At 48.9% G+C, this 25,653-nt stretch carries 27 protein-coding genes and 17 tRNA genes; 6 read left to right on the plus strand and 38 right to left on the minus strand.

All coding sequences use genetic code 11. The features are described 5' to 3' along the window. Positions 1 to 121: 121 nt before the first annotated feature. Positions 122 to 1,915, minus strand: coding sequence for a M3 family oligoendopeptidase (locus tag J7E85_RS12025; RefSeq protein WP_215158081.1), 1,794 nt, complete (start codon positions 1,913 to 1,915; stop codon positions 122 to 124). A gap of 143 nt (positions 1,916 to 2,058) precedes the next feature. Between J7E85_RS12025 and J7E85_RS12030 the strand changes: the two genes are divergently transcribed. Both J7E85_RS12030 and J7E85_RS12035 read left to right on the plus strand, forming a co-directional pair. Beyond that, positions 2,059 to 2,244, plus strand: coding sequence for a YycC family protein (locus J7E85_RS12030; protein WP_215158083.1), 186 nt, complete (start codon positions 2,059 to 2,061; stop codon positions 2,242 to 2,244). Beyond that, positions 2,241 to 2,471: a hypothetical protein gene (locus tag J7E85_RS12035; protein ID WP_071222370.1), complete on the plus strand. Its 231-nt coding sequence runs from the start codon at positions 2,241 to 2,243 to the stop codon at positions 2,469 to 2,471. Before J7E85_RS12030 ends, J7E85_RS12035 begins: the two co-directional genes overlap by 4 nt. 87 nt (positions 2,472 to 2,558) lie before the next feature. Here the strand turns inward: J7E85_RS12035 and J7E85_RS12040 are convergent, their stop codons facing one another. Further along, positions 2,559 to 3,254, minus strand: a complete 696-nt coding sequence (locus J7E85_RS12040) for a DUF2225 domain-containing protein (protein ID WP_353049485.1) — start codon at positions 3,252 to 3,254, stop codon at positions 2,559 to 2,561. Between the two features lie 57 nt (positions 3,255 to 3,311). Then, positions 3,312 to 3,689: a globin domain-containing protein gene (locus J7E85_RS12045; protein ID WP_076324869.1), complete on the minus strand. Its 378-nt coding sequence runs from the start codon at positions 3,687 to 3,689 to the stop codon at positions 3,312 to 3,314. A gap of 412 nt (positions 3,690 to 4,101) precedes the next feature. On the opposite strand from J7E85_RS12045, the gene ylbJ reads away from it, so the two are divergent. Together ylbJ and J7E85_RS12055 are read left to right on the plus strand one after the other, a co-directional pair. Beyond that, positions 4,102 to 5,331 (plus strand): sporulation integral membrane protein YlbJ, encoded by a 1,230-nt coding sequence (gene ylbJ, locus J7E85_RS12050; protein WP_215158087.1) that lies wholly within the window; start codon positions 4,102 to 4,104, stop codon positions 5,329 to 5,331. A 64-nt stretch (positions 5,332 to 5,395) separates the two neighbouring features. Then, on the plus strand, positions 5,396 to 6,199 hold the full coding sequence (locus tag J7E85_RS12055; RefSeq protein WP_009591431.1) for an NAD kinase: 804 nt from the start codon (positions 5,396 to 5,398) through the stop codon (positions 6,197 to 6,199). Between the two features lie 43 nt (positions 6,200 to 6,242). On the opposite strand, the gene J7E85_RS12060 is transcribed toward J7E85_RS12055, so the two are convergent. Together J7E85_RS12060 and lipA are read right to left on the minus strand one after the other, a co-directional pair. Next, positions 6,243 to 6,791, minus strand: a complete 549-nt coding sequence (locus J7E85_RS12060; RefSeq protein ID WP_215158089.1) for a YutD family protein — start codon at positions 6,789 to 6,791, stop codon at positions 6,243 to 6,245. A 27-nt stretch (positions 6,792 to 6,818) separates the two neighbouring features. Then, positions 6,819 to 7,712, minus strand: coding sequence for a lipoyl synthase (gene lipA / locus J7E85_RS12065; protein ID WP_076324872.1), 894 nt, complete (start codon positions 7,710 to 7,712; stop codon positions 6,819 to 6,821). A gap of 257 nt (positions 7,713 to 7,969) precedes the next feature. Between lipA and J7E85_RS12070 the strand changes: the two genes are divergently transcribed. Beyond that, positions 7,970 to 9,013, plus strand: coding sequence for a M23 family metallopeptidase (locus J7E85_RS12070; RefSeq protein WP_483311313.1), 1,044 nt, complete (start codon positions 7,970 to 7,972; stop codon positions 9,011 to 9,013). A gap of 107 nt (positions 9,014 to 9,120) precedes the next feature. On the opposite strand, the gene yunB is transcribed toward J7E85_RS12070, so the two are convergent. The 6 genes from yunB to J7E85_RS12100 all read right to left on the minus strand — a co-directional run bounded on the left by yunB (position 9,121) and on the right by J7E85_RS12100 (position 13,401). After that, positions 9,121 to 10,083 carry a sporulation protein YunB gene (yunB, locus tag J7E85_RS12075; protein ID WP_215158092.1) on the minus strand — a complete coding sequence of 321 codons (963 nt, stop codon included), beginning with the start codon at positions 10,081 to 10,083 and terminating at the stop codon, positions 9,121 to 9,123. Between the two features lie 162 nt (positions 10,084 to 10,245). Continuing rightward, positions 10,246 to 10,590 (minus strand): ArsR/SmtB family transcription factor, encoded by a 345-nt coding sequence (locus J7E85_RS12080; protein ID WP_076324875.1) that lies wholly within the window; start codon positions 10,588 to 10,590, stop codon positions 10,246 to 10,248. Between the two features lie 3 nt (positions 10,591 to 10,593). Next, complete coding sequence (locus J7E85_RS12085; RefSeq protein WP_215158094.1) at positions 10,594 to 11,019, minus strand: SRPBCC family protein; 426 nt, start codon at positions 11,017 to 11,019, stop codon at positions 10,594 to 10,596. A 187-nt stretch (positions 11,020 to 11,206) separates the two neighbouring features. Further along, a complete protein-coding gene (locus tag J7E85_RS12090) occupies positions 11,207 to 11,632 on the minus strand; it encodes a DUF1801 domain-containing protein (protein ID WP_215158096.1) in 426 nt (141 codons plus the stop codon). Positions 11,633 to 11,867: 235 nt separating this feature from the next. Continuing rightward, on the minus strand, positions 11,868 to 12,665 hold the full coding sequence (locus tag J7E85_RS12095; protein ID WP_215158098.1) for a TrmH family RNA methyltransferase: 798 nt from the start codon (positions 12,663 to 12,665) through the stop codon (positions 11,868 to 11,870). 73 nt (positions 12,666 to 12,738) lie between these two features. Next, positions 12,739 to 13,401 (minus strand): potassium channel family protein, encoded by a 663-nt coding sequence (locus J7E85_RS12100; RefSeq protein WP_076324879.1) that lies wholly within the window; start codon positions 13,399 to 13,401, stop codon positions 12,739 to 12,741. Between the two features lie 140 nt (positions 13,402 to 13,541). Here J7E85_RS12100 and sspI point away from each other — a divergent pair, with 140 nt between their 5' ends. Continuing rightward, on the plus strand, positions 13,542 to 13,778 hold the full coding sequence (gene sspI / locus J7E85_RS12105; RefSeq protein WP_076324880.1) for a small acid-soluble spore protein SspI: 237 nt from the start codon (positions 13,542 to 13,544) through the stop codon (positions 13,776 to 13,778). Between the two features lie 82 nt (positions 13,779 to 13,860). Here the strand turns inward: sspI and J7E85_RS12110 are convergent, their stop codons facing one another. The 27 genes from J7E85_RS12110 to J7E85_RS12240 form a co-directional block, all read right to left on the minus strand. Then, positions 13,861 to 15,441 (minus strand): peptide chain release factor 3, encoded by a 1,581-nt coding sequence (locus tag J7E85_RS12110; RefSeq protein WP_098748897.1) that lies wholly within the window; start codon positions 15,439 to 15,441, stop codon positions 13,861 to 13,863. A gap of 121 nt (positions 15,442 to 15,562) precedes the next feature. Next, positions 15,563 to 17,110: a glucose-6-phosphate dehydrogenase gene (gene zwf, locus J7E85_RS12115; protein WP_215158100.1), complete on the minus strand. Its 1,548-nt coding sequence runs from the start codon at positions 17,108 to 17,110 to the stop codon at positions 15,563 to 15,565. A gap of 137 nt (positions 17,111 to 17,247) precedes the next feature. Next, complete coding sequence (locus J7E85_RS12120) at positions 17,248 to 18,096, minus strand: YwmB family TATA-box binding protein (RefSeq protein WP_215158103.1); 849 nt, start codon at positions 18,094 to 18,096, stop codon at positions 17,248 to 17,250. A 291-nt stretch (positions 18,097 to 18,387) separates the two neighbouring features. Continuing rightward, a complete protein-coding gene (locus J7E85_RS12125) occupies positions 18,388 to 19,038 on the minus strand; it encodes a response regulator (protein WP_215158129.1) in 651 nt (216 codons plus the stop codon). Next, a complete protein-coding gene (locus J7E85_RS12130; protein WP_215158105.1) occupies positions 19,016 to 20,089 on the minus strand; it encodes a sensor histidine kinase in 1,074 nt (357 codons plus the stop codon). Before J7E85_RS12130 ends, J7E85_RS12125 begins: the two co-directional genes overlap by 23 nt. Before the next feature lie 41 nt (positions 20,090 to 20,130). Continuing rightward, positions 20,131 to 20,775, minus strand: coding sequence for a cell wall-active antibiotics response protein LiaF (gene liaF, locus J7E85_RS12135; protein ID WP_215158107.1), 645 nt, complete (start codon positions 20,773 to 20,775; stop codon positions 20,131 to 20,133). 169 nt (positions 20,776 to 20,944) lie between these two features. Further along, a complete protein-coding gene (locus J7E85_RS12140) occupies positions 20,945 to 21,631 on the minus strand; it encodes a PspA/IM30 family protein (RefSeq protein WP_215158109.1) in 687 nt (228 codons plus the stop codon). A gap of 1 nt (position 21,632) precedes the next feature. Next, positions 21,633 to 22,112, minus strand: coding sequence for a PspC domain-containing protein (locus tag J7E85_RS12145; RefSeq protein ID WP_076324887.1), 480 nt, complete (start codon positions 22,110 to 22,112; stop codon positions 21,633 to 21,635). Positions 22,113 to 22,114: 2 nt separating this feature from the next. Further along, complete coding sequence (locus J7E85_RS12150; protein ID WP_076324888.1) at positions 22,115 to 22,792, minus strand: PspA/IM30 family protein; 678 nt, start codon at positions 22,790 to 22,792, stop codon at positions 22,115 to 22,117. 67 nt (positions 22,793 to 22,859) lie between these two features. After that, positions 22,860 to 23,159 carry a hypothetical protein gene (locus J7E85_RS12155; protein WP_076324889.1) on the minus strand — a complete coding sequence of 100 codons (300 nt, stop codon included), beginning with the start codon at positions 23,157 to 23,159 and terminating at the stop codon, positions 22,860 to 22,862. 427 nt (positions 23,160 to 23,586) lie between these two features. Beyond that, a tRNA-Leu gene (locus tag J7E85_RS12160) sits at positions 23,587 to 23,666 on the minus strand. Between the two features lie 8 nt (positions 23,667 to 23,674). Then, a tRNA-Arg gene (locus J7E85_RS12165) sits at positions 23,675 to 23,751 on the minus strand. A 12-nt stretch (positions 23,752 to 23,763) separates the two neighbouring features. Next, a tRNA-Cys gene (locus tag J7E85_RS12170) sits at positions 23,764 to 23,837 on the minus strand. Positions 23,838 to 23,848: 11 nt separating this feature from the next. After that, a tRNA-Gly gene (locus J7E85_RS12175) sits at positions 23,849 to 23,923 on the minus strand. A gap of 15 nt (positions 23,924 to 23,938) precedes the next feature. After that, positions 23,939 to 24,013 (minus strand) — tRNA-Gln (locus tag J7E85_RS12180). A gap of 20 nt (positions 24,014 to 24,033) precedes the next feature. Next, a tRNA-His gene (locus tag J7E85_RS12185) sits at positions 24,034 to 24,109 on the minus strand. 45 nt (positions 24,110 to 24,154) lie between these two features. After that, a tRNA-His gene (locus tag J7E85_RS12190) sits at positions 24,155 to 24,227 on the minus strand. A gap of 22 nt (positions 24,228 to 24,249) precedes the next feature. After that, positions 24,250 to 24,323 (minus strand) — tRNA-Trp (locus tag J7E85_RS12195). Between the two features lie 6 nt (positions 24,324 to 24,329). Next, positions 24,330 to 24,414 (minus strand) — tRNA-Tyr (locus tag J7E85_RS12200). Positions 24,415 to 24,418: 4 nt separating this feature from the next. Continuing rightward, positions 24,419 to 24,494 (minus strand) — tRNA-Thr (locus J7E85_RS12205). Between the two features lie 22 nt (positions 24,495 to 24,516). Then, a tRNA-Phe gene (locus J7E85_RS12210) sits at positions 24,517 to 24,592 on the minus strand. A gap of 181 nt (positions 24,593 to 24,773) precedes the next feature. Next, positions 24,774 to 24,850: transfer RNA gene (locus tag J7E85_RS12215), tRNA-Asp, on the minus strand. Between the two features lie 30 nt (positions 24,851 to 24,880). After that, positions 24,881 to 24,957, minus strand: a tRNA-Met gene (locus J7E85_RS12220). Positions 24,958 to 25,044: 87 nt separating this feature from the next. Beyond that, positions 25,045 to 25,120: transfer RNA gene (locus J7E85_RS12225), tRNA-Val, on the minus strand. Positions 25,121 to 25,296: 176 nt separating this feature from the next. Further along, positions 25,297 to 25,371: transfer RNA gene (locus J7E85_RS12230), tRNA-Glu, on the minus strand. Between the two features lie 16 nt (positions 25,372 to 25,387). Then, positions 25,388 to 25,479 (minus strand) — tRNA-Ser (locus J7E85_RS12235). Positions 25,480 to 25,484: 5 nt separating this feature from the next. Beyond that, positions 25,485 to 25,560, minus strand: a tRNA-Asn gene (locus J7E85_RS12240). Positions 25,561 to 25,653: the final 93 nt, after the last annotated feature.

Here is a 25,653-nt window from a genome sequence, read left to right on the forward strand (position 1 = left end):
TTCTTTTACGACAAAAAAAGAAGCCCGAGCGGGCTTCTTCATAGGTTGGAATTTGCAGTATTGGGAGGGCAAAAGTCCTCTAGCAAATTCTATTATTTGTTTTCCGATGAAAATCAACAAATCACGCCATATGTTCCGTCATTTGCAAGAATTGTCTAATATCAGATACGCAAGAGTCGGCTGCACTTTGCCAGAATTGGCGCTGGGTCAGATCCACATTCAGATGTTTCCTTGCCAGATTCTCCACGGACATCACGCCGGTGTCGCGAAGTAGGGCATCATATTTATCTGCAAAGGTAGGACCTTCTTCCAATGCTCGAACATAAAGGCCGGTACTGAACATATAACCGAAGGTATATGGGAAATTATAGAACGGCGTCCCTGTGATATAGAAATGAAGCTTGGATGCCCAGAAATGCGGATGGTATGATGTCAGAGCATCACAGTAGGCTTCCTTCTGCGCCTCCACCATCAATTCCGAAATTTCCTCGCTGCTGAGCAGACCGCTCTTCCGTTTGTCATAGAAGCGGGTTTCGAACAAGAAACGGGCATGAATATTCATAAAGAAAGCTACGCTGTTCTGAATTTTCTCTTCCAGCAGAGCCAGCTTTTCTTCTTCGCTGCCGGCACCCTTCACCATGGCATCAAAAACAATCATTTCAGCAAAAGTAGATGCCGTCTCGGCAACATTCATCGCATACTTTTGGTTAAGCACCGGAATTCCGCCCATCAGATGCTGATGGTAGGCATGGCCCAGTTCATGCGCCAGGGTCGAAACGTTCGAGGCTGTTCCGCCAAACGTCATGAAGATCCGGGTCTGGCCGCTAGCCGGGAAGGAAGTGCAGAAACCACCCGGTCGCTTGCCGGCGCGATCCTCGACCTCAATCCAGCTCTTATCAAACGCCATTTGCGAGAAATCCGCCAATCTCGGGCTAAACTTACGGAACTGCTCCACAATGTTAACAGCGGCATCGTCATATGAGATTTTGGTTGCGGAAGTACGCAGCGGGGCATCTACATCAGTCCAAGACAAGCCTTCCAGACCAAGCAGCTTCGCTTTACGGTTTAGGTACTCCACAAGCACCGACTTGGTGTCCTGGATAACAGCCCACATGGTATCAAGCGTCTCACGGCTCATACGGCCAATCGCTAGCGGCTCCTTCAAGATATCATCCCAGCCGCGGTTCTCATACAGCTTCAGGCGGTAGCCGGATAAATGGTTAAGGGTATCTGCACAATAATCAGCGGAATCTCCCCACGCCTGCTCCCACTTTTCAAACATGGATTGACGTACGTCCCGGCGAGGATCATGCATTTTATTGAACGCCTGTCCTGCCGACATCATGACCGTCTTACCGTCTTCCTCATATGGAATTTGGATTTTCTTAACGATGGTATCGTAGAACTCTCCCCATCCATGATAACCGTCTACGCCAAGCGACAGAGCCAAGCTCTCTAACTCAGGACTCATCTTATCTTTCGCGAGATTACGGCTTTCATTCAATACGAAATCAAGCGCAGACACCTTATCCGTACCGGTCCAAGCGGTCCAGAGCTCGTCAGTCATACCGCGAAGAACGTTATCGAATTGGTTCTTAACCGATTGCAGGGTCGCGGACAACGAAGTTACCCGGCCGGATAATTGAACCGCCTTCTTGTCATTTACATTCTGCGCGGTCAGGCAACCCACGAATGCAGAGGCTTCACGGATACAGGCATAGGCACTTTGGAACTGCTCAAGGAAGTGTTCAAGGCTGGATGTGCTCTCCATGGTTTCCGGAACGGTCAATGCTTTAACAGCTTGCTGTAGTTTATGTACATCCTGTTCAAGAGCCTCAAGAAAGCTCACGAGTTGCGGTGAGGAAGAGCCTCCGGGAAATATCGATTCCAAATCCCAAGTTTGTTGAAGTGCCATCGATCATTCATCACCTTTCAAAATAAAATATGAATTCAAGCGGAATTCCATTTGTGTGGACTTCGGGAAAAGTGTATAACTATATATAACTCAATTTATGTTATTACTGCACAACCAATTTACTGCTGGAGGAGCTAGAAGCCATGAGACCTTTGCAAATATCACCGGAGACGGCGGTTACATTGTCCAAGCAGCTGGGCGTTCCGCTGGAGCAGCTGATGCACATGCCTCAGCATATATTAATGCAAAAAATTGCCGAGCTTGCCAAGAATGAGGAAGCGAAAGCAACGAAACAAGATGATGAGTCCCTATCATCGGAGAACTCATGATTCCTTTTTCCAATACTTGGCCTTATGATGTCGTTGGAAACGACGTGTATGTACACAGTTGCCCATTCTGCGGAACCGACAATGTATTGCTGCCGATGAAACCCAAGGAACTGATAAGCGTAAGGGAAGGGAAAAAGAAGCTGCTGATCTTCCCCTGCTGCCACAACAAAGTAACCGTGCTGGACAGCGACATCGACTACTTGCTCACAGATCAGCGATTACGCTGATTTCACCGTAGAGCATGAGTTCAGCCTATTCGTGTTTATCCAACAGCCTGCTGACCCACCCTTCAGCGGGCTATTTGCATTAGGAGATTAGGACTCTGCCTGAAGTGCCGTGTTCTTCTGCTCCCGGATCTGCTCGGATATCAGCTTCCATTGCTCTCTGGATGCGCGTATCATCGCGGCATCCATAATCTTGTCATCCTGAACCACCCTCGAGAACCATTGAACCGCCTCCTGAAACTGTCCCAGCCTGCGATGGATCTCTCCGATCAGATACAGCAACCTTGCATCATTCGACCCTACCCCTTCCAGCTCAAACACTCGGACATAGGATTCCAGGCTATAACTCAAGAACCGCTTCTCTTGATCCTCGTTGCCCTGATACCGGTACAGCCAAGCGATATGATGCAGCAAGCTGGCCACAATGCGATCCCGCTCCCCGATCACTTGCGCACAGAGGAGAGCCAGCTTGTACGACTCCAGAGCATCCTCCAGATTGCGCGAGCCGCTCATATCCCTCTTCTCCCAGCGGCATCCGACTTGCTCATAAAAGAGCGCCTTCTGCCGTTCGTTCAATTTCAGGGTCGAGTTTTCCGTGGAAGCAAAACCGCATTCAGGACAGATCCGCACCACGTAAAAATCGGGATTCTCCGATTTATAGTAAGCGCAAAAATCCGTATCTGTACGGTATGCCTTTTTAAAGCTGGGTCTCACCCTGGACGTTACATATTCATGCTCACAGTGCGCACAAATCACCTTGATGGAATACAAGGGTTCCAATTTCACGCCATTCGCCATCCCTTCATTCGTGTCTAATTCCTGTTTAGATGTAGGTATATGGCACTAAGGAGTATTCACGAAATGGTGGGCGGGGCCGGACAGACGCTGCAGCACAAAATCACGTAATTCATCCTCCACGCCAATTTCGATTAGGGCTCCTGCCATGCAGCCAAGCCATTCTTCGGCATGGCGATCCGTAATCGGGAATTTCATGTGCCTGGCCCGCATCATCGGATGTCCGAATGCTTCCGAGAACAAGGCTGGCCCTCCAAAAAACTGGCTCAAGAACATATATTGTTTCTCCATCACCGGCATAATGTCTTCCGGAAACAATGGCGAAAGCAGCTCATTTTGCTGCACTCTCGGATAAAAAGCTTCGACGAGCGAACGTACACCCTCGGCACCCCCGAGGTTATCATAGATGCTTAAGTTCGGATCCATATCCGCTAATTCTCCCATCTGTTTTTATGATTCGCTTTCGATTTGGATGTGCCTATCCATTATACCAAAAAACAACAAAAAAAGGCGCTAAGCAATGGTTAGCACCTTTTAGAACTTATTAATAACTGCGCCAGTCCTCTTCACTCTGGACGAGAGAAGCACGTATAACATAAACGAAGGCGCATACTAGAATACCTGCGACTATGCTCATGATCATCACTCCATCCAAACATAATACGAAAGATGTGCTTTGATGTTTTTTATTATAGCACAATATCCCCGAAAATAAAGCATAAATGTAACCGCTTTCTCATGTTTTTTTATACTGTTTGTCCTATATCCTGCATAGATTTTTAACAACGGACCTATATTTCTATCATTCACATCGATGCCAGGGGGCGTATTCCTTATTATGACCATGAAAAAAATAGGCTGGCTCTTGCTTGTGACGGCACTGCTCAGCGTAATTGTCCTAATGGCTTTATTTCCCGAAGCGGCGCTTCAATCTGCACTCCGTGGCCTGTCGATATGGTGGGACGTGCTATTCCCTTCCCTATTCCCGTTCTTTGTTATTTCAGAGGTGCTGCTGGGGTTTGGCGTAGTGCACCTGATAGGCACGCTCCTGGACCCTATGATGAGGCCGTTGTTTCGTATTCCGGGCGCAGGAGGATTCGTGGCAGCGATGGGATATGTTTCAGGATACCCGGTCGGTGCCAAATTAACCGCCAAGCTATGGGAACAAAAAATGGTAAACCGGGAGGAAGGTGAGCGGCTTGTTGCTTTCACTACCTCTTCTGACCCTATATTTCTAATTGGAGCGGTCTCTATCGGGTTCTTTCATGACCCCAAGATTGGTTTGATCCTTGCCTTGTCCCATTATGGTGGAGGTTTCCTCGTGGGCTTGATTATGAGATTTCATGGCAGGCATGAATCCAAAACAACTACCGATTCACTCCGCCTGTCCCAGACTAAAACGAGCAGACTCAAGTCCGCCCTTCATGCCATGCATGCGGCACGTGAGCAGGATGGCCGAGACCTCGGCACCTTGTTAAGACAAGCGATACATTCATCGCTTCAGCTCATTATCGTTGTCGGCGGGCTCGTCGTTTTCTTCTCCGTATTTCTTGAACTCTGGACCCGCGCCGGCGCCATGCCAGCGCTAACTGAAGTCATCAGTTTGCTGTTATCTCTGGTTGGGATGCCTGAATCCTTATCCACTGCCATCGTAGGCGGATTGTTTGAGGTCACACTCGGTGCTCGATATGCCGGGGAAGCGGGGGCGGCAATTCCATTGCCATACAAAGCGGCCGCGGCTGCCTTTATATTGTCATGGGGTGGCTTGTCCGTTCATGCCCAAATCATCAGCATCCTGAACTCTACCAACCTTAGATATCTCCCTTTTGTCATTGCCAGATTGGTACATGGGGTGATTGCCGCGACCGCTGTATTACTGCTGTGGAGAAGTGTCATGGGATCTTCGATACCGACCATGGCGCTGCCGGCTGTTTCGGATTCTGCCCTAAACGGGTATACCCATATTATGGCGGCTTTCTGCATCCTGCTCGGTTTCCTGATTGCGGTTGCGTTGTTTATTCAGATCATTCGAGGACTGCAGCAGAAAATACGCAAATTCCCAAGGTGAACATTGTGTTCTTCTCCAAGATTGATTATCATCTTTATATAACCTTACAAAGGAGCTTATCAACTTGAGATATTATGTTCTGGACCGCGGTGACCCATTGTCTGTCGAGCTGACCCAGCAATTTCACAAGCTGGCGGAACAGCGGGGGTTTGTGCTGGATGCAGAATCTCCGGAGATTGTGGTCTCAATCGGCGGAGACGGTACGATGCTGCATGCTTTCCATACTTTCATTGACCGTATTCCTGACCTCGCTTTTGTCGGTGTCCACACGGGCCACTTGGGATTCTATGCTGATTGGAAGGCCGATGAACTGACAGAGCTGATTGATCATATGAGCGGAGAAGGCGAACACGGCAACGTGAAGCCGCGCCTCGTCAAGTACCCCCTGGTTCAACTGGAAATTCATAAGAAATCAGGAACGTCCTCTTACATTGCCTTAAACGAATTTACACTTAAAGGCGTTGACGGTACCGTTGTCGCGCAGATTGACATCAACGACGTAACCTTTGAGATGTTCCGGGGAGACGGGATCTGCGTGTCCACGCCGTCCGGCAGCACGGCCTATAACAAAAGTGTCGGCGGAGCGATGGTTCATCCTTCCATCGATGCTCTGCAGATCGCGGAAATCGCCTCGATTAACAATCGGATTTTCCGTACGCTGGGCTCACCGCTGCTTCTGCCTAAGCATCATCATTGTGATATATTCTCGCGTAAAGAACAGCGTTTGCTGCTTACTATCGATCATGTGAATATCTCGATTGACGACCTCGTATCCGTACGCTGTCAAGTGGCGGAACAGCAGGTCAGTTTTGCACGCTATCGGCCGTTCCCGTTCTGGAATCGTGTCCGTGATGCATTTCTTGGCTAAAAAAAGAAGGACGGCCACCTGGCTTACTGGTGACCGTTCTTTTTTATTGTGGCTGTTCAGCTGGAGGATTAGGCTCCTTGGAAGGCTTTGCTTCCTTCTCTTTGGACTCCTTAGAATCCTTAAGATCACGTGGCTCGCGTCTGGATTCCTTTGCTTCGCGCCGCTCGCGTTGGTCCTTGTGCTCCTTGTCTGGTTTAGGACCCTCCTGCAGGGTTTCCTTACTTCCCTTCACTTCCCCCTCACCCTTGGTTTCCTTGGGGGGTAATTCACGAATCTCCACAGGCTCTTTGGAATTGGATTGCTCTTTGCCATCCTTCTGCTCCTTGGTTTTCTGAAGCACGAAGTGAGCACAACCAAAATTGCAGTATTCGTTAATGTAATCGGACATGCTGGAGAAGGTGGAATCCTTGGCAGCCTTAGGATGATTATCCCGATAGAAACCTTTAAGCCGAAGCTGATTGTAACCCCAATCTCCCACGATGTAGTCATAACGGTCCAGCACCTCGCTGTACCGCTCCCGGAAAGCTTCCAGATTCCAGCCGTTTCGATGGTCCTTTAACACTTCATAAATCTTGTTTCCGATAACGATCATTGAAAGCTTCCCCTGCCTTTCCAAAGGTTAAGACTGCACGGTCTCTTCCTTGTTGCGTTCTGCAGATTTCACTTGCTCGTGTGCATGATAGGAGCTGCGCACCAGAGGGCCGGACTCCACGTGGCTGAATCCGCGCTTCATTCCCTCTTCCTTCAAGATCGCAAACTCTTCCGGCGTATAGTATTTTTCCACATTCAGATGCTTCGGCGAAGGCTGCAAATATTGGCCGATTGTCATGATATCGCAACCCACCGAACGCAGGTCGTCCATCGCTTCCAGAATTTCATGCCATTGTTCGCCGACACCCAGCATAATGCTGGACTTGGTCGGAATATCAGGCTGCATGGCCTTGGCATTCTGCAGCAATTGCAATGAACGGGTGTACTTGGCTTTGGCGCGAACCCGATCGGACATTCGCTCCACCGTCTCAATGTTATGGTTCAGGATGTCCGGTTTCACATCCATGACGATCTTAAGTGCTTCTTCGCTTCCCATAAAATCCGGAATCAGCACTTCCACCGAGCATAGCGGCAGACGTCTGCGAATGGCTTTAACTGTTTCAGCAAATATGTAGGCTCCGCCATCTTTCAGATCATCCCGTGCCACACTTGTTACTACGCAGTGACGCAGGTTCATCTGTTCCGCCGCTTCCGCTACGCGTTCCGGCTCCTGAAGATCCAGTTCCGTTGGAAGTCCCGTATTGACAGCGCAGAATCGGCAGGCGCGAGTACAAATATCACCCAGAATCATAAAGGTTGCCGTACGATTAGCCCAACATTCATAAATATTCGGACAGCGAGCCTCTTCACACACCGTGTGCAGTGTCTTGGATCGCATCATGCTTTTGATTTCTTTATAATTATCGCCAGTAGTCAGCTTGATTCGAATCCAGTCAGGTTTTGGCTGTTTGGTTTTAGACAAAGAAAAAACCTTCTTTCGAATTTATTGATGTAACTCAAGACATACCCCATCGTTTGCTGTCCCATATTATATCATGAAAACCGTCATATTACTTGTTTCGCATCGATATGAGATTAATCTAGTTGCGGCATGGATAAAAATCCTTGTTTCGATTCACCCTACAGTGTAGGCATGACTGTCCGTCCTTAATTATGACAATCCAAAAGGAGGAGAAGGACACATTGAGGATTTTTCAACCATTGAGCGCAAGCGGCATCATGATACGCTGCACTGCAGCAGCTGTGGCTGCCTTGACAGCTGCCTGCTGCATGTGCGGGCCTGTGTCCGCATCCACCTCTATTGCGGTCAGCATCGCTGACGATACGGTAAAAACAACGAATGCTAGCGCCATTTTCGCAGACCGGAAGTCGTTATACGATGAGATTTCCACCGTTACCCAAATTCCTTGGTACCGCCTGGCCGCCATTGACCAGTATGAGCGGACACTAACTAGAGTCCACCCCAAGGATCGCAAGCATTCGGACCGGACGCTCGGCATCTTCATCCCCTCCACAAGATGGACCGGGGCGTTAAATCCCAATCAGGAAGATGTAAATCCGACGTCGATCAGCGTATTTTCCGGCATCGGGCTGGATGGAGATGGGGATGGCAAGGCAGACCGGAATAATGATATCGACCTGCTATATACCGTTGCAGCAAGACTCTCACCCTACGGGCATGCTGCGGATGATTTCAGCATCGGGCTCTGGTCATACTACCAGAACACGAGGGCCGTACAGCGCGTCATGCAATACGCGAAATTATACGAGACCTTTGGGAAGCTGGACCTGTTTGACCATGCATTTCCTCTCCCGGTCAAAAGCAACTATTCATACCGAAGCACATTTGGAATGGGACGCAACTGGGGAGGAAGAAGAGTTCATGAAGGAACGGACTTGTTTGCCAATTATGGAGTCCCTGTCCGGAGTACGTGTTACGGCGTTGTCGAAATTAAAGGCTGGAATAAATATGGCGGGTGGCGCATCGGCATTCGTGATCTGAACAATCATTATCACTATTACGCTCATCTGCAAGGCTTTGACAAAGGGATCTCGCTCGGGGATGCCGTTACGCCGGGTCAAACCCTTGGCTGGGTTGGCAGCTCCGGTTATGGCAAGCCGGGAACCCAGGGCAAATTCCCTCCACACCTCCATTACGGCATCTACCGGGATACCGGATTGACCGAATGGGCATTCGATCCTTACCCGCTGCTGAAGCACTGGGAAATGGAAGAAAAACGCTCGAAAAAAACACGCTCCTGAGTTCAACCCAGGGGCGCGTTTTCTCCGTAAGGACATACATAACTGGCCAACTGAATCATGGTGCAGGCTTCCATACGCTGGCGCCAAAATGGAATTAGACAACGCTCTTAGCCTCCGGTGTTGTTTCCCCCCGTTTGTTCGGATAAATCCGCTGCGCCAGGTGAAGGTTCCAGAGGCGGCGTTGTTCCATCTGGAGGATGATCCGGCGTTGTTGCAGGCGGGATTTCCTGCTCCGTATTATGGCTGTTCTCATTCGTAACGGGCGGCGGTATCGCTATGCTCGGCGCACTTGCCTTGTTCTCGCCGACGGCCTTTCCTTGCCCGTCATAATAATACATCGGCACATCGCCGACCACGAGCAGATAAGAGATGGGAATATCGGTTTCCACAATCTGCGGCTCCATGTCAAAAGGAACAACAACCGCTACTTCCGTTACAATGTGGACGAATACCTCCACCAGAATCATGTTGATGCCTGCACCCTGCTGCCTGGTGTCCAGTTGAACCTTCACCGCTCCCTGCGGCTCGATCTTTAATGGAATTTGCGGACCGAATGACGCGATGATCGGGCTTTTTAACACCTGACCAAGCGGAATATGCTCCTTGCGCTTATGGATATCGTCCAATGTGCTCTGAACAACCTCCGTTGTATGGGACGTGATTTTTAAATGCTCGGCATAATTCAGCATGAATCCCGTCACTTTGCCGGAGCTATCCGTTTTCCAATTGACCAGATTATCAAAATCCTTGCCCTGCGTCACCTGAGAGGTGATCGCTTTATTAATCGCTTCAGTGGCAATCTGTTTGACCCTGATTTGGGCTAAATGCATGATCGGCGGCCGCAGATTCTGTTCAATATACATAAAAAACTCAACGATCCCAAACACAAGGAGCAGAGCACCGATCAGCCACCATTTTTTCATGCTGCGTCGTTTGGCAACCTGAGGACGCCCTCGGCTCTGTGGTACGGGCCGGAAACCTCTGCGCGGTGGTTTATAAGCTCTCCTTGGTTTGGGCCATGATAGGGACGGAAAGGATAAACGTCTGCTTCCCCATCTCTTTCGTCTCATGCTTGGTCCCCCCTATTTACTCCCAGAGGAGCATGTTTACCATGGCAAGCTATCCTGTATAGAGGGTATGCGGACAAACGGCAAAAAAGAAGAGCAAGGTTGGCTTATCCTCACTCTTCTTCCTTATAGATACTCATTTTCAAGAAAGACTGAATCAAGAATCTACTGGTCGTTCTTTGGATGGTCTTCTTGATCTTCCACATAATATTTCAGCATCGACAGTTTATTCTCCCAGAAGCGGTCGAAATAAGCCAGCCAATCTTTTAATTCCTGAAGCGGTTCAACATCCAGCCGATAGCGGGTTTCGCGTCCAACCTTGCGGTCCTGCACAAGTCCCGCTTCCTCCAGAATTCGGAGATGCTTGGAGACAGCGGTCCGCGTCATGGAGAAGTGCCCTGTAATTTCTTTAACCGGCATTTCCTTATCACTTAACAAGCCAAGCAGCTTACGGCGTGTCGGATCTGCAATAGCTTGATAAACATCATGCTTCGGAGCAGCTTGCGACATAGATTAGGCCTCGACGTATCCTGCAAGCTTCTGAACAATGCCTGCCCAGCCTTTGTCCATACGGCCCCGTACGATATCGTGAGCTTCCTCGAACTCGGTCACTTGATCCGCTGTCCAACCGCCGTGTATGAGCGTGAATTCAGTATGATCTCCCTGCTGTACCAGTTCGAACGTAACGCTCCAATCCTTGCCCCAGTTAAAAGACAAACGTTTAGGCTTGTCAATAAGCGTGACCTTGCAAGGAGAATTTCCCCATGGGCCTGCATTCAATTGAAACTCAAATCCTTCCACCGGTTCAAAATTGTTGGGCATGAACCAAGCCGAAATCCCTTCAGCCGTTGCCACGGCTTTCCACACCTTCTCGATCGGTGCTTTCAGCACAAGCGTATGACGAATATCCGGCAGCTTGCCGTTTGATGGGTTATCCATATCACATTAACCTCGCTTATGTTTAAATTACGAAACCATTTGGTTTCCCTTGTTGCATTATAGGACACCAAATGGTTTTACGTCAAATACCAATATTCACCTTATACCCATTCAGCACACCCTAGGTCCAGCTTCCCTTAAAGTCAGGAAACCAGGCATCTTGCCAACATCTCATGTCCTGAGCTCGCTAGGTCTGAGCCGGGTAGGTCCTGTTCAAGAAGGCGATCGATTCCCGAATCAGCTGCTTTAGGACCTCCATATCAATGTCCGCCACTTTATTAATATACACGCAGCCTTTCCCGGCCGTATGTTTACCGAAACTCGTCAACAGCTCCTCCCGCTGCTCATCGCCCGGCGCAAAATACAAACTGATCTTCGCTTTGCGCGGCGAAAAACCTACAAACGGCGCATCTCCTTCATGCCCGGTAGCGTAGCGGTAATGGTAGGAGCCAAAGCCGATGATGCTGGGTCCCCACATCTTAGCCGGAAAACCGCTCGTCTCCTCAAAGACCTCCAGCAAACGATAAGCATCCTCCCGTTTTTTTGGCGAATCCACTTGCTCTATAAACTCCACCACGCTGTGATCCGTTTCTTTTGTTTTTTGCTCGTACATTGGGTTTTACTCCTTTCGAACACTCTGTTATTATTACCAGCTTTATCAAAAATAAGAAAAACGTCATCGACGTACTTGCATAGAAGCCAGACCCCATTTAGCGGAAGTTTTTCTTGCGAGATAAGGAGGGTAAGCCTCTGAAGTTTATGCTTTCTTATCTCTTAAATAAAAAAAGCCGGATATGATTAGCAATTGCTTTCTAATCACTTCCAGCCTTGTCGAGCCGTTCCAGTCTTTATTGACCGGCATACTCTCTTTGCCGTAAAGCCTCATACATCAACACCGAAGCAGCCATAGCCGCATTCAACGATTCGGCTTTCCCCGGCATGGGAATCCGGATCGCATCGTCCACCAGTTCCGCAACCTCAGGTGAGACACCGCGCCCTTCGCTTCCGATCACGATCCAGCTTGTCTCTTGGAAATCATACTCGAAGCAGGAGCGTTTCCCTTCTAGCATGGTTGTGACCAATCGGGCTCCCTGATCCCTGGCCTCCGGCAAAATGCTCAGCAGATCACCCTCCAGCACAGGTAGATGAAACAGGGATCCCATGGTAGAGCGCAGCGTCTTGGGGTTATACAAATCAGCACAGCCGCGTCCCAGAACCACGCCTGTAGCCCCTACGGCATCTGCGCTTCGTATGATGGTTCCCACATTCCCCGGGTCCTGAAGACCGTCCAGAACGACAACCAAACCGTTCTCACGCAGGATCAGATCCTGCCATTGACGTGCTTCTTTGCGAACCACGGCAAACACCTGCTGCGGTGACGGCGTATCACTGACCTTTGAGATGACGGCATAGGATACGCCAATCCATTCGGCGCCTTGTCCTGTATCCGATATAAAACGGAGTTCTTGGGGAATCCCCTTCTCCACATCATAAGCAACGCACTCGATGTCCGCTCCGGATGACAGTGCTTCCTGTACGAGATGAATGCCTTCCACCACATACTTGTTCTGCTTGTCTCGATGTTTTTTCTCCTGCAGCTGTGCCCAGCCCTTCACTCTGGCATTCTGCGGCGATAGTATCTCCATGGTAATCCATCCGTTCTTTACTTATATACAAAACCGAGTCCAGCTCAACCCAGCATACCCCAAATGGACAGTATTACTTCGGATAAGCAAGCTCCAGCTTCGTTAAGTCATTCTTATGCCCCACAATAACGAGAATATCGCCTTCCTCAATCCGGTCATCCGGACTTGGCGAAATGTTCATGTCCGCATCACTTCGAATCGCCATGACATTGCAGCCGAACCGTGCCCGAATATCCAGCTCTATCAGATTGTGACCGACCAGATCTCCTGTAGCAAGCATCTCCATAATGCTGTAGTCGTCTGACAAATCGATGTAATCCAAAATATTCGGTGACACCAGATGGTGGGCAACCCGAAGCCCCATATCCCGCTCAGGGAAAATCACCTTATCTGCACCGATTTTGTTCAGCACTTTTCCGTGCAGCTCATTCTTCGCTTTCACGATAATGGCCGGTACGCCAAGATCCTTCAAGATCAGCGTAGTCAAAATGCTGGATTGAATATCCTCCCCGATCGCCACGACAACCACATCAAAATTCCGTATGCCCAGCGCCCGAAGCGCTTCTTCATCGGTCGAATCCGCCGATACGGCATGCGTGACCATACTCGCGATTTCCTGAATGCGCTGTTCGCTCGCGTCTACGGCTAATACATCAAATCCCATGCTGCTCAATTCCTTGGCAACACTCGTGCCAAAACGCCCCATACCGATTACTGCGTACTGCTTCTTAGCCATTTATATATCCCCCCACGAGCCTAGGTCATCCATAATCATAATGATAATAGTATATCATACTGTCCCGAATACTTGAATGTAACTGCCCTGGAACGGGTACATTACACAATGACCCTTTCATAACAAGGAGGAACATATCCATGTCCATATTGTTAGATCTAAGGCAGGCCGTCATTCATAAAGTCCACAATCAGGACGAAGAAGAGCTGCGCTCCATGATCGAGGGTTCCGTTGACGGGCCTGAAGCTGCCCTGCCGGGACTCGGTGTAATGTTTGAAATGATGTGGAAAGACATGAATGCTTCCCAGCAGAACAGCCTTGTCTCCTCCCTGCATGATCATTTGAAAACCGTTACGCCTGGCAAACTTCAAGGATAATCCCATAGTCAACAAAAAGAACAATCCCCTAAGCTGTGAAGGCTGGGGGATTGTTCTTTACATTGCATATTTATAACATCACTTATGGAGCAGTCTCAAGAAACTGAGCCGTTGGATTCTTGTCGATGGCCGTTCTCATCGCATACTCATTTTCGAACAAGACAACATAGTTATCCTTCTTGTCCTTGACCAGTGTTGAGTTAATCCGGAACTTGGACGGATCAATATTGTCATCCACGATCCAGCGAGCGAACTGATACGGCATCCGTTGAAGCATGACATCGACGCCGTATTCTCCCTTCATCCGGTACTCGAAGACTTCGAACTGGAGCTGTCCGACAACCCCGAGAATGGTCTCATCGAAACTCACGGTACGGAATACCTGAATGGTACCCTCTTCCGTCAGCTGATCAATCCCCTTCTGATACTGCTTATGCTTCAGCGCATTCTTCACCGTTACTTTGGCAAAGATTTCTGGTGAAAACGTTGGAAGCTCATCGAATACAACTTCACGTCCTTGACTGAGCGAGTCCCCAATCCGGAAGATGCCCGGGTCAAACAGACCGATAATATCGCCAGGGTATGCCTCCTGCACAATATCTCGATCCTGGGCCAAAAACTGCTGCGGCTGCGCCAGCTTGATTTCCTTGCCTACCCGAACATGCTTCACGCTCATACCGCGTTCAAACTTGCCCGATACGATTCGCAGGAAAGCGATACGATCCCGGTGAGCCGGATTCATATTGGCTTGAATCTTAAATACGTATCCGGAGAACTTCTCTTCGGTGGGTTCCACCAAACCGTCCTTACTATGGCGCGGCTCCGGCTTCGGTGCAAGCTGAAGAAAGTTCTCCAGGAAGGTCTGGACGCCGAAATTATTGATCGCACTGCCGAAGAATACAGGTGTTAACTGACCCTGCATAACTTTCTCCAGATCAAATTGGTCTCCGGCAACATCCAGCAGCTCGAGGTCTTGACATAACTGATCATGCAGGTAATCGCCTGCCATCTCGCGAATGATCGGATCCTCATAGCCCTCGACCTTCTGCACTTTAATCGTGGAATGGTCGTCGCCCTGGAACAATTCAACCTGATTCTTAACCCGGTCGTACACGCCGCACAGATCACGCCCGGAGCCGATCGGCCAATTCATCGGTACAGAGCGGATGCCGAGAACCTGTTCAAGCTCCTCCATCAAATCAAACGGGCTGCGCCCTTCGCGGTCGAGTTTGTTGATAAAGGTAAAGATCGGAATGCCCCGCTTCGCACACACCTGGAATAATTTAATCGTTTGAGCCTCGACCCCCTTGGCTACGTCAATCAACATGACGGCGCTGTCAGCAGCTGTCAGCGTACGATAGGTATCCTCACTGAAGTCTTGGTGACCCGGCGTATCCAATATATTAATTCGATGCCCTAAATAATCAAATTGCATAACAGACGAGGTAACCGAGATTCCCCGCTGCTTCTCGATCTCCATCCAGTCACTCGTTGCATGCTTGCTCGCTTTACGAGCTTTAACCGATCCAGCCAGACGAATGGCGCCCCCGAACAAGAGCAGCTTCTCGGTCAGTGTTGTTTTACCGGCGTCAGGGTGGGAAATAATCGCGAACGTACGGCGCTTATCCACTTCCTGCTGCAGTTCATCTATTAGCTTTGCCATTTCACTTATCCCTTCGTAACTAAAGTCATGTATATCATTGTACCACAATTCATACGCAAATCATCCCCATGCGCCGTGCGCATGAGGATGATTTTTAATACGTAAATTTTAGAAAATGATCTTAGTTTTTCAACCACACCACATTATCCTCGAGTTGACCGTTAACCGGCCACCAGTGGAATCCGTCTTCCTTCAACAGCTCATCTGCCTTGGCAGGTCCCCAAGAACCCGCAGGATACGATTCCAGCTCGCCCTGGTTCTCTCTCCATGCGCTGGCAATACGATCCACGAAGGACCATGCCGAAGCCACTTCGTCCCAGCGTGTAAAGTAAGTGGAATCCCCACGAGCAGCGTCATGCAGTAGACGCTCATATGCTTCAGGAGAGTTAATGCCCACGATGCAGCTTTGGCAGAAGTCCATCGCTACAGGAGCGATCTCGGATTCAGATCCCGGCTTCTTGGCATTTATCTTGACGTAAATGCCTTCCATCGGATTCACGCGGATGACAAGCAGGTTAGGCTCCAGGGAATGCTTTTGGCCCAAATATACGTTGGTTGGCATCCGTTTGAACTCAACAACCACCTCGGTTGTCTTAACCGGCAGACGTTTGCCCGTGCGGATATAGAACGGTACACCCGCCCAGCGGAAGTTGTCCACAAATACTCTGGCCGCAAAATAGGTTTCCGTATTGGATTCCGGATTAACCTTGTCCTCTTCACGGTAAGCCGGCAGATCTTTACCGCCCGCTGAACCGCTTGTATACTGACCACGAACTACGTTCTTCTTCACTTCTTCATGTGTGGCATACGGACGCAAGGAACGAAGCACTTTTACCTTCTCGTCGCGGATATCCTCTGCGAGCAGACGGCTAGGCGGTTCCATCGCAATCATGGTTAGCAGCTGCAGCATATGGTTTTGGCCCATATCCCTTAGTGCACCGGCATGATCATAGTATCCGCCGCGCTCCTCGACACCAACCGTCTCACCAAGCGTGATTTGGATGTTGGCGATATGCTTGTTGTTCCACAGCGGCTCAAAGAAAGCATTCGCAAAACGCATAACTTCGATGTTCTGTACCATTTCTTTACCAAGATAATGGTCAATCCGGTAGACCTCTTCTTCCTTGAATACTTTACGGATTTCTTCGTTCAGCTTGGCAGCCGATTCCAGATCGTAGCCGAATGGCTTCTCGATCACAAGACGGTTCCAGCCTTCTCCGTCGAGCATTCCGCCCTTCATCAGGTTAAACGATACGCTGCCGAACAATTCCGGTGCAAGTGCCAGATAAAACAAGCGATTACCCGGTATATTAAATTTCGTTTCCAATTGCTCCGTTTGTTCACGAAGCTCACGGAAACCGTCAATATTGTTAATATCTAAAGATTTATATTCAAAATGCTGTGCAAATGCATTCCATTCACTATCCTGTTCCGAACTGTATCGGCAGAATTCCTGAATCGAACGATACACGTCCTCACGAAACTCTTCCTGTGTGCGCGGACGCCGCGCCACGCCGATTACCGCAAAATCCTCATCCAGTTTTCCTTCACGATAAAGACTGTAGATCGCCGGAAACAACTTACGTCTTGCCAAATCACCAGTCGCTCCAAAGATGAAAAATACAGCTCCCGGTGTCTTCATTGTATCTAGATTTTGATTTTCAGCCATGGCTCCTCATTCTTTCTATGAATTATAGTGTATTTTTATGCATCGGCACTTAACTCGATGTGATGACATTTTAGCATATTCATTTCAAGTATGCTATCTCATTCCGTATTTTTTCATCGGAGTTTCAGAAATCATTTTCAATATTCTATTGTAATGACGGGAAATCCGATCGTTATTCTACTACTTTTCTTCATCGAATCTTCATGCACTGCGATCTGCATATGAATCGGCGTGTCGCCACTCATCACAAAAGCACCGAGTGAAGGAGCCTCATACGAACGGCTTCGTGTTGTGTCATCTGCATAACCCTCAACGGAGCGAAGCGGGAGTGTTTGGGCTGCAGCCTCTTCTACCTGAGCCATCGTCGCATCAACGCTTGCGGTCTCCGTTGCATACCCTTGAATGGACGCATTCCATGTGTTCGGTATGCCTGCTTGATTCATCATCTCTTGAATCTGCTGCTGTAGGACCATCATTTCCCGGGTCTGCCCAGCCGCTTCTCCAACAAGCATGGATCTGATATAACTATGGCCCACCTTCGTGAGGGCCCAATCCAGGTGCACGGATACACCTGAGAGCACGCCTTCTGCTTGGAACACTTCATTTCCTTGAAGCTTGGAGGTCGTAATTCCGGAGAGCCCCATTGTACGAGCCAACTGCTCAGCTGCTGTCTTAGCTTGATCCTTAGGAACAGAATTTATCATTTCTCCTTGAATTTTTACCGTGAGCATTGCCGAAGGCTCCATATATTCTTGCCCGAGCGCTGTCAGAAGCGTTAGATCGCTTTCTGTAGCTCCCCCGGCTCCAGTTGTTCCATCGATATCTTTTTCTCCCGTTCCACCTGAAGCTGAAGTTGACGCTTCTCTCGCACGCGGAGCTGATTCATTTCGATTGCTTTCCGTTGTTCCCGCAAAACCCGCCATCATACCTGCTGCCCCGCACAGCAACAACATCATCACCATGATCTGTAAACGCATCTTCCGCATAGTCAGTCGCGCCTCCCCGTTCGAATCTATCAATCTAGTAAAAAGGATGGCCTCATCTCCGCAGAATTATACCTCGCTTTTTTTAAAAAGATCCTTCAAACGGGCTGTATGTAAATCTTCCGGCTTCCCCGTTCATAAATAAAAAAGCTCCCGATCCGGGAGTCCTTCGTCTGCTTCTTAGAGTTACATGGATATGTTTATACCTCACGCATCGCATCATGGATTGCTTTTATACCATGCTCAGCATCTTGAATCTTTTCACGCTCATGTATAAAAAAGAGCCGGCACTCCTTACTCAGCCAGCCCATTTTTATAAGCGTAGATGGCAGCCTGGGTCCGATCCTCTACCCCCAGCTTGCCTAATATATTCGTCACATGAAACTTCACAGTTTTGATGCCTATAATCAAATCATCGGCAATATCCTGATTCGACTTGCCCTGCGCCACCAATCGCAGCACTTCCATTTCCCGGTCCGTAAGGTCGTTATGCGCCGGAACTTCATTTTGCGGATGCCGGAATCGATTCATCATCTTGGAGGCAACCTGCGACTCCAGCACCGACTGCCCGCGTGCGGCTGCACGTATAGCATCAGCTACTTCAGAAGCACGGGATGTCTTCAATAAATAACTGAACGCACCTGCTTCAATAACCGGATACATCTTCTCATCGTCCAGATAGCTGGTCAGTACAATGACCTTGAGATTCGGAAACTGATTCATCAATTGGCGCGTCGTCTCGATTCCATCCATCCCGTCCATCACCAAGTCCATCAGCACCACATCAGGATGATATTCCTGCGCTAAGCGTATCCCTTCCTCGCCGCTACCCGCTTCACCAACCACCTCGATGCCGTCCTCTGTACCAAGCACAGCCGCTAAACCGATCCGGACCATCTCATGATCATCCACCAGCAGCACCTTAATCGGCGTTTCCATCTCCATCCCCCCGTTTACGTTCATCATTTATGAGTGGCACAACGATCTCAATTCGAGTCCCTTTACCCGGGGCTGTGATGAATTGTACCGAGCCGCCGATTTCAGTTACCCGTTCCTGCATGGTCGAAAGACCGTAGGAAGTCTGTTTCTTGTCGTCCAGTTCAAACCCGATCCCGTCATCACGCAGCATCACCCGAACGGTGTTCTGCCTGCGGTGAATCCGGATGTCCATTTTCTCGGCTTTCGAGTGTCTGAGGGTATTCGACATGGCCTCCTGGATTATACGGAACAGATGATTTTCGATCCCTTTGAGCAAATGTATGTCATCGTCCATTTCAAACGTAATTTCCATAGGTACTTTGATTCGCAATTCCTTAATCAGTTCCCGCAGCCCCTGCTCTAGTGCTTTCCCTTCGAGATAAACCGGCCGCAGATGAAGTAGAAGCGCCCTCATCTCGGACTGGGCCACAGCCGACATTTCCTCGATCAGTGCTACCTGGCGCTGCGCTTTGTCAAAATCCTTATCCAGCGTCCTACCTACAGCGGTTGCCGTCATTGAGATGGCAAACAGCTGCTGAGAAACTGCATCATGGAGCTCGCGCGCCAGACGCTGCCTCTCTTCCACAATCGCCGTAACCCTGGCTTGCTCGGCAAGCTGGGCATTATTTGTGGATAACCGCTGCAAGGAAGACACCTGATCCTCCCAGCGCTTGCTGATCTTCACCAGCTGTTCTCCAAGCCGGCCCACTTCGTCTTCGCCGATGTCCGGCATCACGTCCGTAAGGGTGCCTTTTTCCCAGTTCACCAGCGTTTCCCTTACGAGATCGACTCGTCGTTTTACCCTGTATCCCTGGAAGAAGCCATAGATCGCACCCAGCCCAATCGGCAGCAATACCAGGGTGATGCCAGCTTCGATCCGATTCTTCCACGTCTCAAACGGTTGAAGATAACCATATGTATATAATAAATATAGGACAACGAGCATGACAACCAATCCCAGAAGGGTCCCCTCACGCATACTTCGGGTAATCATATTTGCTTTCTTTTCCGTTTCCACGGGGCAACCCTCCTGAATGGTTTACACAAAACATACGTTTATTATGTCATTCTTATATTCAAATCTCCGCCTAAATAAGAAACAATAAATTTCACTTTATATTCACTGGTCTCGTAATTGGGTGATTTATACCGCACGCGGTTTAATATGCCGGTTTCCTTCCGGTCGTCCATGTGAATCGAGCCAAACAGGATCGAGGCTTCGATCTCCACCCCATAATAGTCCGGGATCATCAGATCAATATCCCCCAGCATTCCATGGAACATAAGGACCGTTTGGCGTTCCTCCGGAAGCGCCAGGGACAGATCCACATCCGCTTCTCCAAGTACATGCCACACACTCAGACTGCGCATCACCCATGGAGTCCGGTCCCAATCAAAGTTGGACATAAAGTTCTGCTTCTGAACGTACTTTGTCGTGGTATGGGCTCTCTTGGACTTGCCATAAAAAATACCTAGCGATATCAAGCTAATGCCGATAATCAACATGAGATGCTCCAGCAGCAGCAGTACGGCACCTACTCCGAGCAGAATGTATCCCTTCTTCACATAACCTTGTCTGATCTGAAGGACACCTGCGAACATGAGTAACAGGGCGACAATGGTGAAGAAACCAAACCATCGGCCGAAAAGCATAATAAAACCCAAGCTGATTAAACCAACTGCTATCCAGCGGTTTCTGTCCATGTCGCACCTCCTTGATGACCAAGATATAAGCTCGGAAAAGCCATAGCAGTGAGACGTTCTCCACTGTATGGCTTTGCCTGTACTATACGACAATCTCATTCGTATAGCATATCATATGAACATGGTGTTCGAATACGGTTTAATCTTATTTTGCTGACTTGTTAAGGAATTACTCGGACTTCGAGGAATTCCCCATTTTGTTTTTCAAAGCTCGAAGCTGCTCATCCACCTTCAATTGCTTCTCAGCATCCACTGGGCTTGTGTATACTGCATTGTTAGGACGGTATGGGGCGCGAAGCACATCAGCTTCTGCTTCCAACTGCATGATTTTTTCCTCCATGCGGTGGAAGCCCATCGACGCACTGCCGCTTTCGATCGTGTGCAGACTGCTCACTTGAGACATTTGCTTCTTCGCTTTAGCCATTTGAGCGCGAGCTACAAGCTCATTGCGCTTGTTGCGCATTTTGTAGAACTCGTCTTTCATTTCATGCAGCTGAGCTACAAGTTCTTTCGCTTGAGCCTCGGATTGCAGGTGCAATTCCACGTACTCGGTTTCTTTTTGATCGAAATAAATTTTTTCTTCAAGCAGCTTGCGAGCCACTTCTTCTTGACCATTTTTCAGAGCCAATTCAGCTTGAGCTTCACGTTGTGCCGCCATCTTCACAGCCTCATCGACGCGCTGCTTCATACGACGCTCGTTAGCCATTTGCTTCGCAACCGTTACCTCTGCTTCGTGAATTTCTGCCTCCATGTCGCGCAGGTACTGGTTCAACATTACGATTGGATCCTCTACTTTATCCAGCAGTTCATTCACCGATGCTTTCGTCATATCCTTAATTCTTTTAAATACTCCCATGTTATTTATCTCCCTTCTCATAGTTCGAAAGTTTTTTCTTCAATTCTTCGATTTCTTTTTGCATTGCTTTTCTCTCAATATCCTTCATCATCGCATCCAGGTCGGAATCCGCTGACGCGTTGTTTCTTGTGCCATTGGGACGGTCATATTTGGGACCAAAACTTCCATGCTCATTAGGATAGCCTTGACGTCCATAAGCATCGTTATAGCTGTTGTAGCCTGGTCCCGGGCCCGGATGATCGTTGTAACGGTATCCGCCGCCATGTCTTCCCTGTGGACCGTACGGATCGTGATAATACGGCTCCTTAGGTACTACAAGGGATGCAATCAGATAGATCAACAGCGTTGTACCGCCTGTGAAAAAGATACTGACTACAAATATGATTCTAAGTAGGGTAGATTCGACTCCGAAATGATCGGATATACCGCCGATCAACCCTGTGAACATCTTGTCTCGGGTGGAACGGTACAATCTAGTCATGGTTACTCCTTTCCGCTGTTATTCAGCTTTTGCTTCAGGCGGGCAAGTTCTTTTTCCAATACAGTGGAGACTGTTTCACCAGCCTGATCCATGTATTCCTGCCCCATGCGGCGTAAATCGCGAAGACTTCTGGCTTCCAGTTCCCAGTCGCTGATACGGTCTTCGAGACGATTGAACATCTTCGGTACATCAGGACCGCCGCCATAGGAGCCTGTACGTTCATTCATTTTTTGCTGAAGACGAAGGGTTTCCACTCGGGCAACATAATACTGACGTTTGCTGTATACCGTCTGATATTCCATCCGCAGCTCGCCGAGCTGCTCCTCGATTTCTTTTAACGACTCCAGGCTTGAGGACAACAGGCCTTGATACTGTTCAATCTTTTCCTCATAGATCAGCTTCTCCTGCAATGCCAGCTTGGCAAGATGTTCTTCGCCGGCCTTCAGTGCAAGCAGTGCCTGCTCTTCGCGTTTATATCGCATGGTTTCTGCTTGATCCACCTGCTGCTTCAGCTGTCTGGAATGTACTTGACATTGCTGCTGCAGCTTCTCAGCCTCAGCAATGTCCTGTCTGGTTGAATGTAGGAACTGGTCGATCAATCGAACCGGATCCTGGCTCTGCTCGAGCTTTTCATTCAATGTTGCTACGGTTATGTCTCTTATCCGCCGGAAAACACTCATATTCGCTTAGCCCTCCTCATCTATCATGATCTGTTGTTTTTGTATGTTATTTAATGTAGTGGCCTTATCAATAACGGGGTCTACCATTCTTCAATCGGGACACCCCGTAGATGATCAAGATGATTCCAAGGATCGGACCGATCAGCCAAGACAGTTTACCCATCAACCAGATCACACCGATACCGAGAATAACCCATCCCATCAAGGTGTTACCTCTCCGGATCCCGTAGTATCCCAAAGCGACCATCAGGATTGGAATTACAAGACTGAACAACCATCCAAGCAGAGGACCGAATACTCCCAGGAGAACCAAGATCCCTACACCAATCAACAGGATACTCATTCCATTTCCTTTTGAATTTCTCATTTATACACCGCCTTTCTGTTGTTTGATCGTTGTTTCATTTGTTCAACCTTATGACTCTATTCTAGGTAATTTCGAGTTTAACTAAAACGGCCTGGGGACGGTTTTTGCACCTAGACCTAAGGCGGGGCCTCCTATAGACCTGCGTCCAACCCTGCACTGGATCAATGATTCGATAAGCTGACCTGTGTAGATGAATTCTCCGCTATCCTTGCTTTTGTTTTACCTAATATCTCAGAAGTTTGCATAGGACTAAGGCGCATTGCTTGCGAGTTATAAAACGAAGTGACATAACACCTAGGTTCATCACGATTAGCCCACGAAGAGTAACGGATCTTCAGCTTAGCTGCTACCGAGAAACGAAGCTATCGATGTAGATGCAACGAAAAAAGGAATGCAGACGTTTATAGTCTACATTCCTTTTGGATGATGCCGGTGAAGGGACTCGAACCCCCACGGTTTCCCTCACGATTTTGAGTCGCGCGCGTCTGCCAATTCCGCCACACCGGCTTACTTTATGGCGTGCCCTAAGAGATTCGAACTCCTGACCTTTTGATTCGTAGTCAAACGCTCTATCCAGCTGAGCTAAGGGCACATAGTTTGGTTATGGAGGCGCCACCCAGATTCGAACTGGGGATAAAGCTTTTGCAGAGCTGTGCCTTACCACTTGGCTATGGCGCCAGAAATAAAAATGGAGCGGACGACGGGAATCGAACCCGCGACCCTCGCCTTGGCAAGGCGATGCTCTACCGCTGAGCCACGTCCGCAAACATAAAAATCAATGGCTGGGGATATAGGATTCGAACCTATGCATGACGGAGTCAAAGTCCGTTGCCTTACCGCTTGGCTAATCCCCAACATTTTTTTAAAAAAACTATGGGGCGACCGATGGGTCTCGAACCCACGAATGCCGGAACCACAATCCGGTGCGTTAACCCCTTCGCCACGATCGCCATAATGTAATAGTTTTTTTAGAGAATAATCATAATGAAATAATGGGCGACCGATGGGTCTCGAACCCACGAATGCCGGAACCACAATCCGGTGCGTTAACCCCTTCGCCACGATCGCCAAGTTCATTATAAATATTCAATGGCAGGGGCAGCAGGAATTGAACCCACACCAACGGTTTTGGAGACCGTTGTTCTACCTTTAAACTATGCCCCTAAAAACTGGTGGAGGATGATGGATTCGAACCACCGAACTCGAAGAGAGCAGATTTACAGTCTGCCGTGTTTAGCCACTTCACTAATCCTCCAGAATGGTGCCGGCGAGAGGACTTGAACCCCCAACCTACTGATTACAAGTCAGTTGCTCTACCAATTGAGCTACACCGGCATATAAAGTTATAAAACGTACATGGTGGCTCGGGACGGAATCGAACCGCCGACACGAGGATTTTCAGTCCTCTGCTCTACCGACTGAGCTACCGAGCCTTAAAGCTCTTCGCGAACTTTGACGGAACCCAATATCGGATACTCATCTCATCCCAAAGTTATAAATAATGGCGGAACTGACGGGATACTCTCTCTTCGTTCGAGACTGCGAAGTCTATGCTAACGAAGATGATGCTTCGACGAACCCATGATGGATTCTCATCCCTGAAGCTTGTAAGAATGGCGGAACTGACGGGATTCGAACCCGCGATCTCCTGCGTGACAGGCAGGCATGTTAGGCCTCTACACCACAGTTCCATGAGGCATTATCGCTATCGCGATATAAATTGGTTGCGGGGGCAGGATTTGAACCTACGACCTTCGGGTTATGAGCCCGACGAGCTACCGAACTGCTCCACCCCGCGTCATTATAAGGGTTGCTTGTATGGGATCCTCGAAAAGTAATCGGAATCACCTGCGAAGCATGAGCTTCACTTTTTGGGGATAAATTATGGTGGAGGCTGAGGGGATCGAACCCCCGACCCTCTGCTTGTAAGGCAGATGCTCTCCCAGCTGAGCTAAGCCTCCGTAACAAAGCGACTTTAATCATACCAAAACCTGATATAAGAAGCAAGTGTTTTTCAAAAGAAAGTGGTGACCCGTAGGGGATACTCTCACTTCGTTCGAGACTGCGAAGCCTATACTTACGAAGTTATCCTCCGACGAACCGACAGGATTCTCATCCCCTGATGCAATAAAGAAAGTGGTGACCCGTAGGGGATTCGAACCCCTGTTACCTCCGTGAAAGGGAGGTGTCTTAACCCCTTGACCAACGGGCCTTGCTTGAAATAATAGTGGCGGAGAGAGAGGGATTCGAACCCTCGAGACGCTTTTGGCGCCTACACGATTTCCAATCGTGCTCCTTCGGCCAACTCGGACACCTCTCCATAAATGGCTCCCCGAACAGGACTCGAACCTGTGACAACTCGATTAACAGTCGAGTGCTCTACCAACTGAGCTATCAGGGAACAATATTTAATTCAAGTGATTGATCACCTGAAAACTAGATACGAAACGAATTTGCAGCACATTGAAATATGTTTGGATAAGCCCTCGACCGA

Source organism: Paenibacillus sp. ISL-20 (assembly GCF_018613005.1).
GTDB lineage: Bacteria > Bacillota > Bacilli > Paenibacillales > Paenibacillaceae > Paenibacillus_AQ.

Excerpts from the sequence above, each read along its gene's own strand:
- J7E85_RS12120 (WP_215158103.1), bottom strand. The coding sequence starts at position 18,096 with ATGCGGAAGATGCGTTTACAGATCATGGTGATGATGTTGTTGCTGTGC.
- J7E85_RS12145 (WP_076324887.1), bottom strand. The coding sequence starts at position 22,112 with ATGACTAGATTGTACCGTTCCACCCGAGACAAGATGTTCACAGGGTTG.
- J7E85_RS12025 (WP_215158081.1), bottom strand. The coding sequence starts at position 1,915 with ATGGCACTTCAACAAACTTGGGATTTGGAATCGATATTTCCCGGAGGC.
- zwf (WP_215158100.1), bottom strand. The coding sequence starts at position 17,110 with ATGGCTGAAAATCAAAATCTAGATACAATGAAGACACCGGGAGCTGTA.
- J7E85_RS12085 (WP_215158094.1), bottom strand. The coding sequence starts at position 11,019 with ATGGATAACCCATCAAACGGCAAGCTGCCGGATATTCGTCATACGCTT.
- J7E85_RS12095 (WP_215158098.1), bottom strand. The coding sequence starts at position 12,665 with ATGGAGATACTATCGCCGCAGAATGCCAGAGTGAAGGGCTGGGCACAG.
- J7E85_RS12030 (WP_215158083.1), top strand. The coding sequence starts at position 2,059 with ATGAGACCTTTGCAAATATCACCGGAGACGGCGGTTACATTGTCCAAG.
- liaF (WP_215158107.1), bottom strand. The coding sequence starts at position 20,775 with ATGGACAGAAACCGCTGGATAGCAGTTGGTTTAATCAGCTTGGGTTTT.
- J7E85_RS12140 (WP_215158109.1), bottom strand. The coding sequence starts at position 21,631 with ATGGGAGTATTTAAAAGAATTAAGGATATGACGAAAGCATCGGTGAAT.
- J7E85_RS12060 (WP_215158089.1), bottom strand. The coding sequence starts at position 6,791 with ATGATCGTTATCGGAAACAAGATTTATGAAGTGTTAAAGGACCATCGA.
- sspI (WP_076324880.1), top strand. The coding sequence starts at position 13,542 with ATGTCCATATTGTTAGATCTAAGGCAGGCCGTCATTCATAAAGTCCAC.
- J7E85_RS12125 (WP_215158129.1), bottom strand. The coding sequence starts at position 19,038 with ATGGAGATGGAAACGCCGATTAAGGTGCTGCTGGTGGATGATCATGAG.
- ylbJ (WP_215158087.1), top strand. The coding sequence starts at position 4,102 with ATGACCATGAAAAAAATAGGCTGGCTCTTGCTTGTGACGGCACTGCTC.
- J7E85_RS12045 (WP_076324869.1), bottom strand. The coding sequence starts at position 3,689 with ATGGATCCGAACTTAAGCATCTATGATAACCTCGGGGGTGCCGAGGGT.
- J7E85_RS12100 (WP_076324879.1), bottom strand. The coding sequence starts at position 13,401 with ATGGCTAAGAAGCAGTACGCAGTAATCGGTATGGGGCGTTTTGGCACG.
- J7E85_RS12080 (WP_076324875.1), bottom strand. The coding sequence starts at position 10,590 with ATGTCGCAAGCTGCTCCGAAGCATGATGTTTATCAAGCTATTGCAGAT.
- J7E85_RS12150 (WP_076324888.1), bottom strand. The coding sequence starts at position 22,792 with ATGAGTGTTTTCCGGCGGATAAGAGACATAACCGTAGCAACATTGAAT.
- J7E85_RS12110 (WP_098748897.1), bottom strand. The coding sequence starts at position 15,441 with ATGGCAAAGCTAATAGATGAACTGCAGCAGGAAGTGGATAAGCGCCGT.
- yunB (WP_215158092.1), bottom strand. The coding sequence starts at position 10,083 with ATGAGACGAAAGAGATGGGGAAGCAGACGTTTATCCTTTCCGTCCCTA.
- J7E85_RS12035 (WP_071222370.1), top strand. The coding sequence starts at position 2,241 with ATGATTCCTTTTTCCAATACTTGGCCTTATGATGTCGTTGGAAACGAC.
- J7E85_RS12155 (WP_076324889.1), bottom strand. The coding sequence starts at position 23,159 with ATGAGAAATTCAAAAGGAAATGGAATGAGTATCCTGTTGATTGGTGTA.
- J7E85_RS12070 (WP_483311313.1), top strand. The coding sequence starts at position 7,970 with ATGATACGCTGCACTGCAGCAGCTGTGGCTGCCTTGACAGCTGCCTGC.
- J7E85_RS12090 (WP_215158096.1), bottom strand. The coding sequence starts at position 11,632 with ATGTACGAGCAAAAAACAAAAGAAACGGATCACAGCGTGGTGGAGTTT.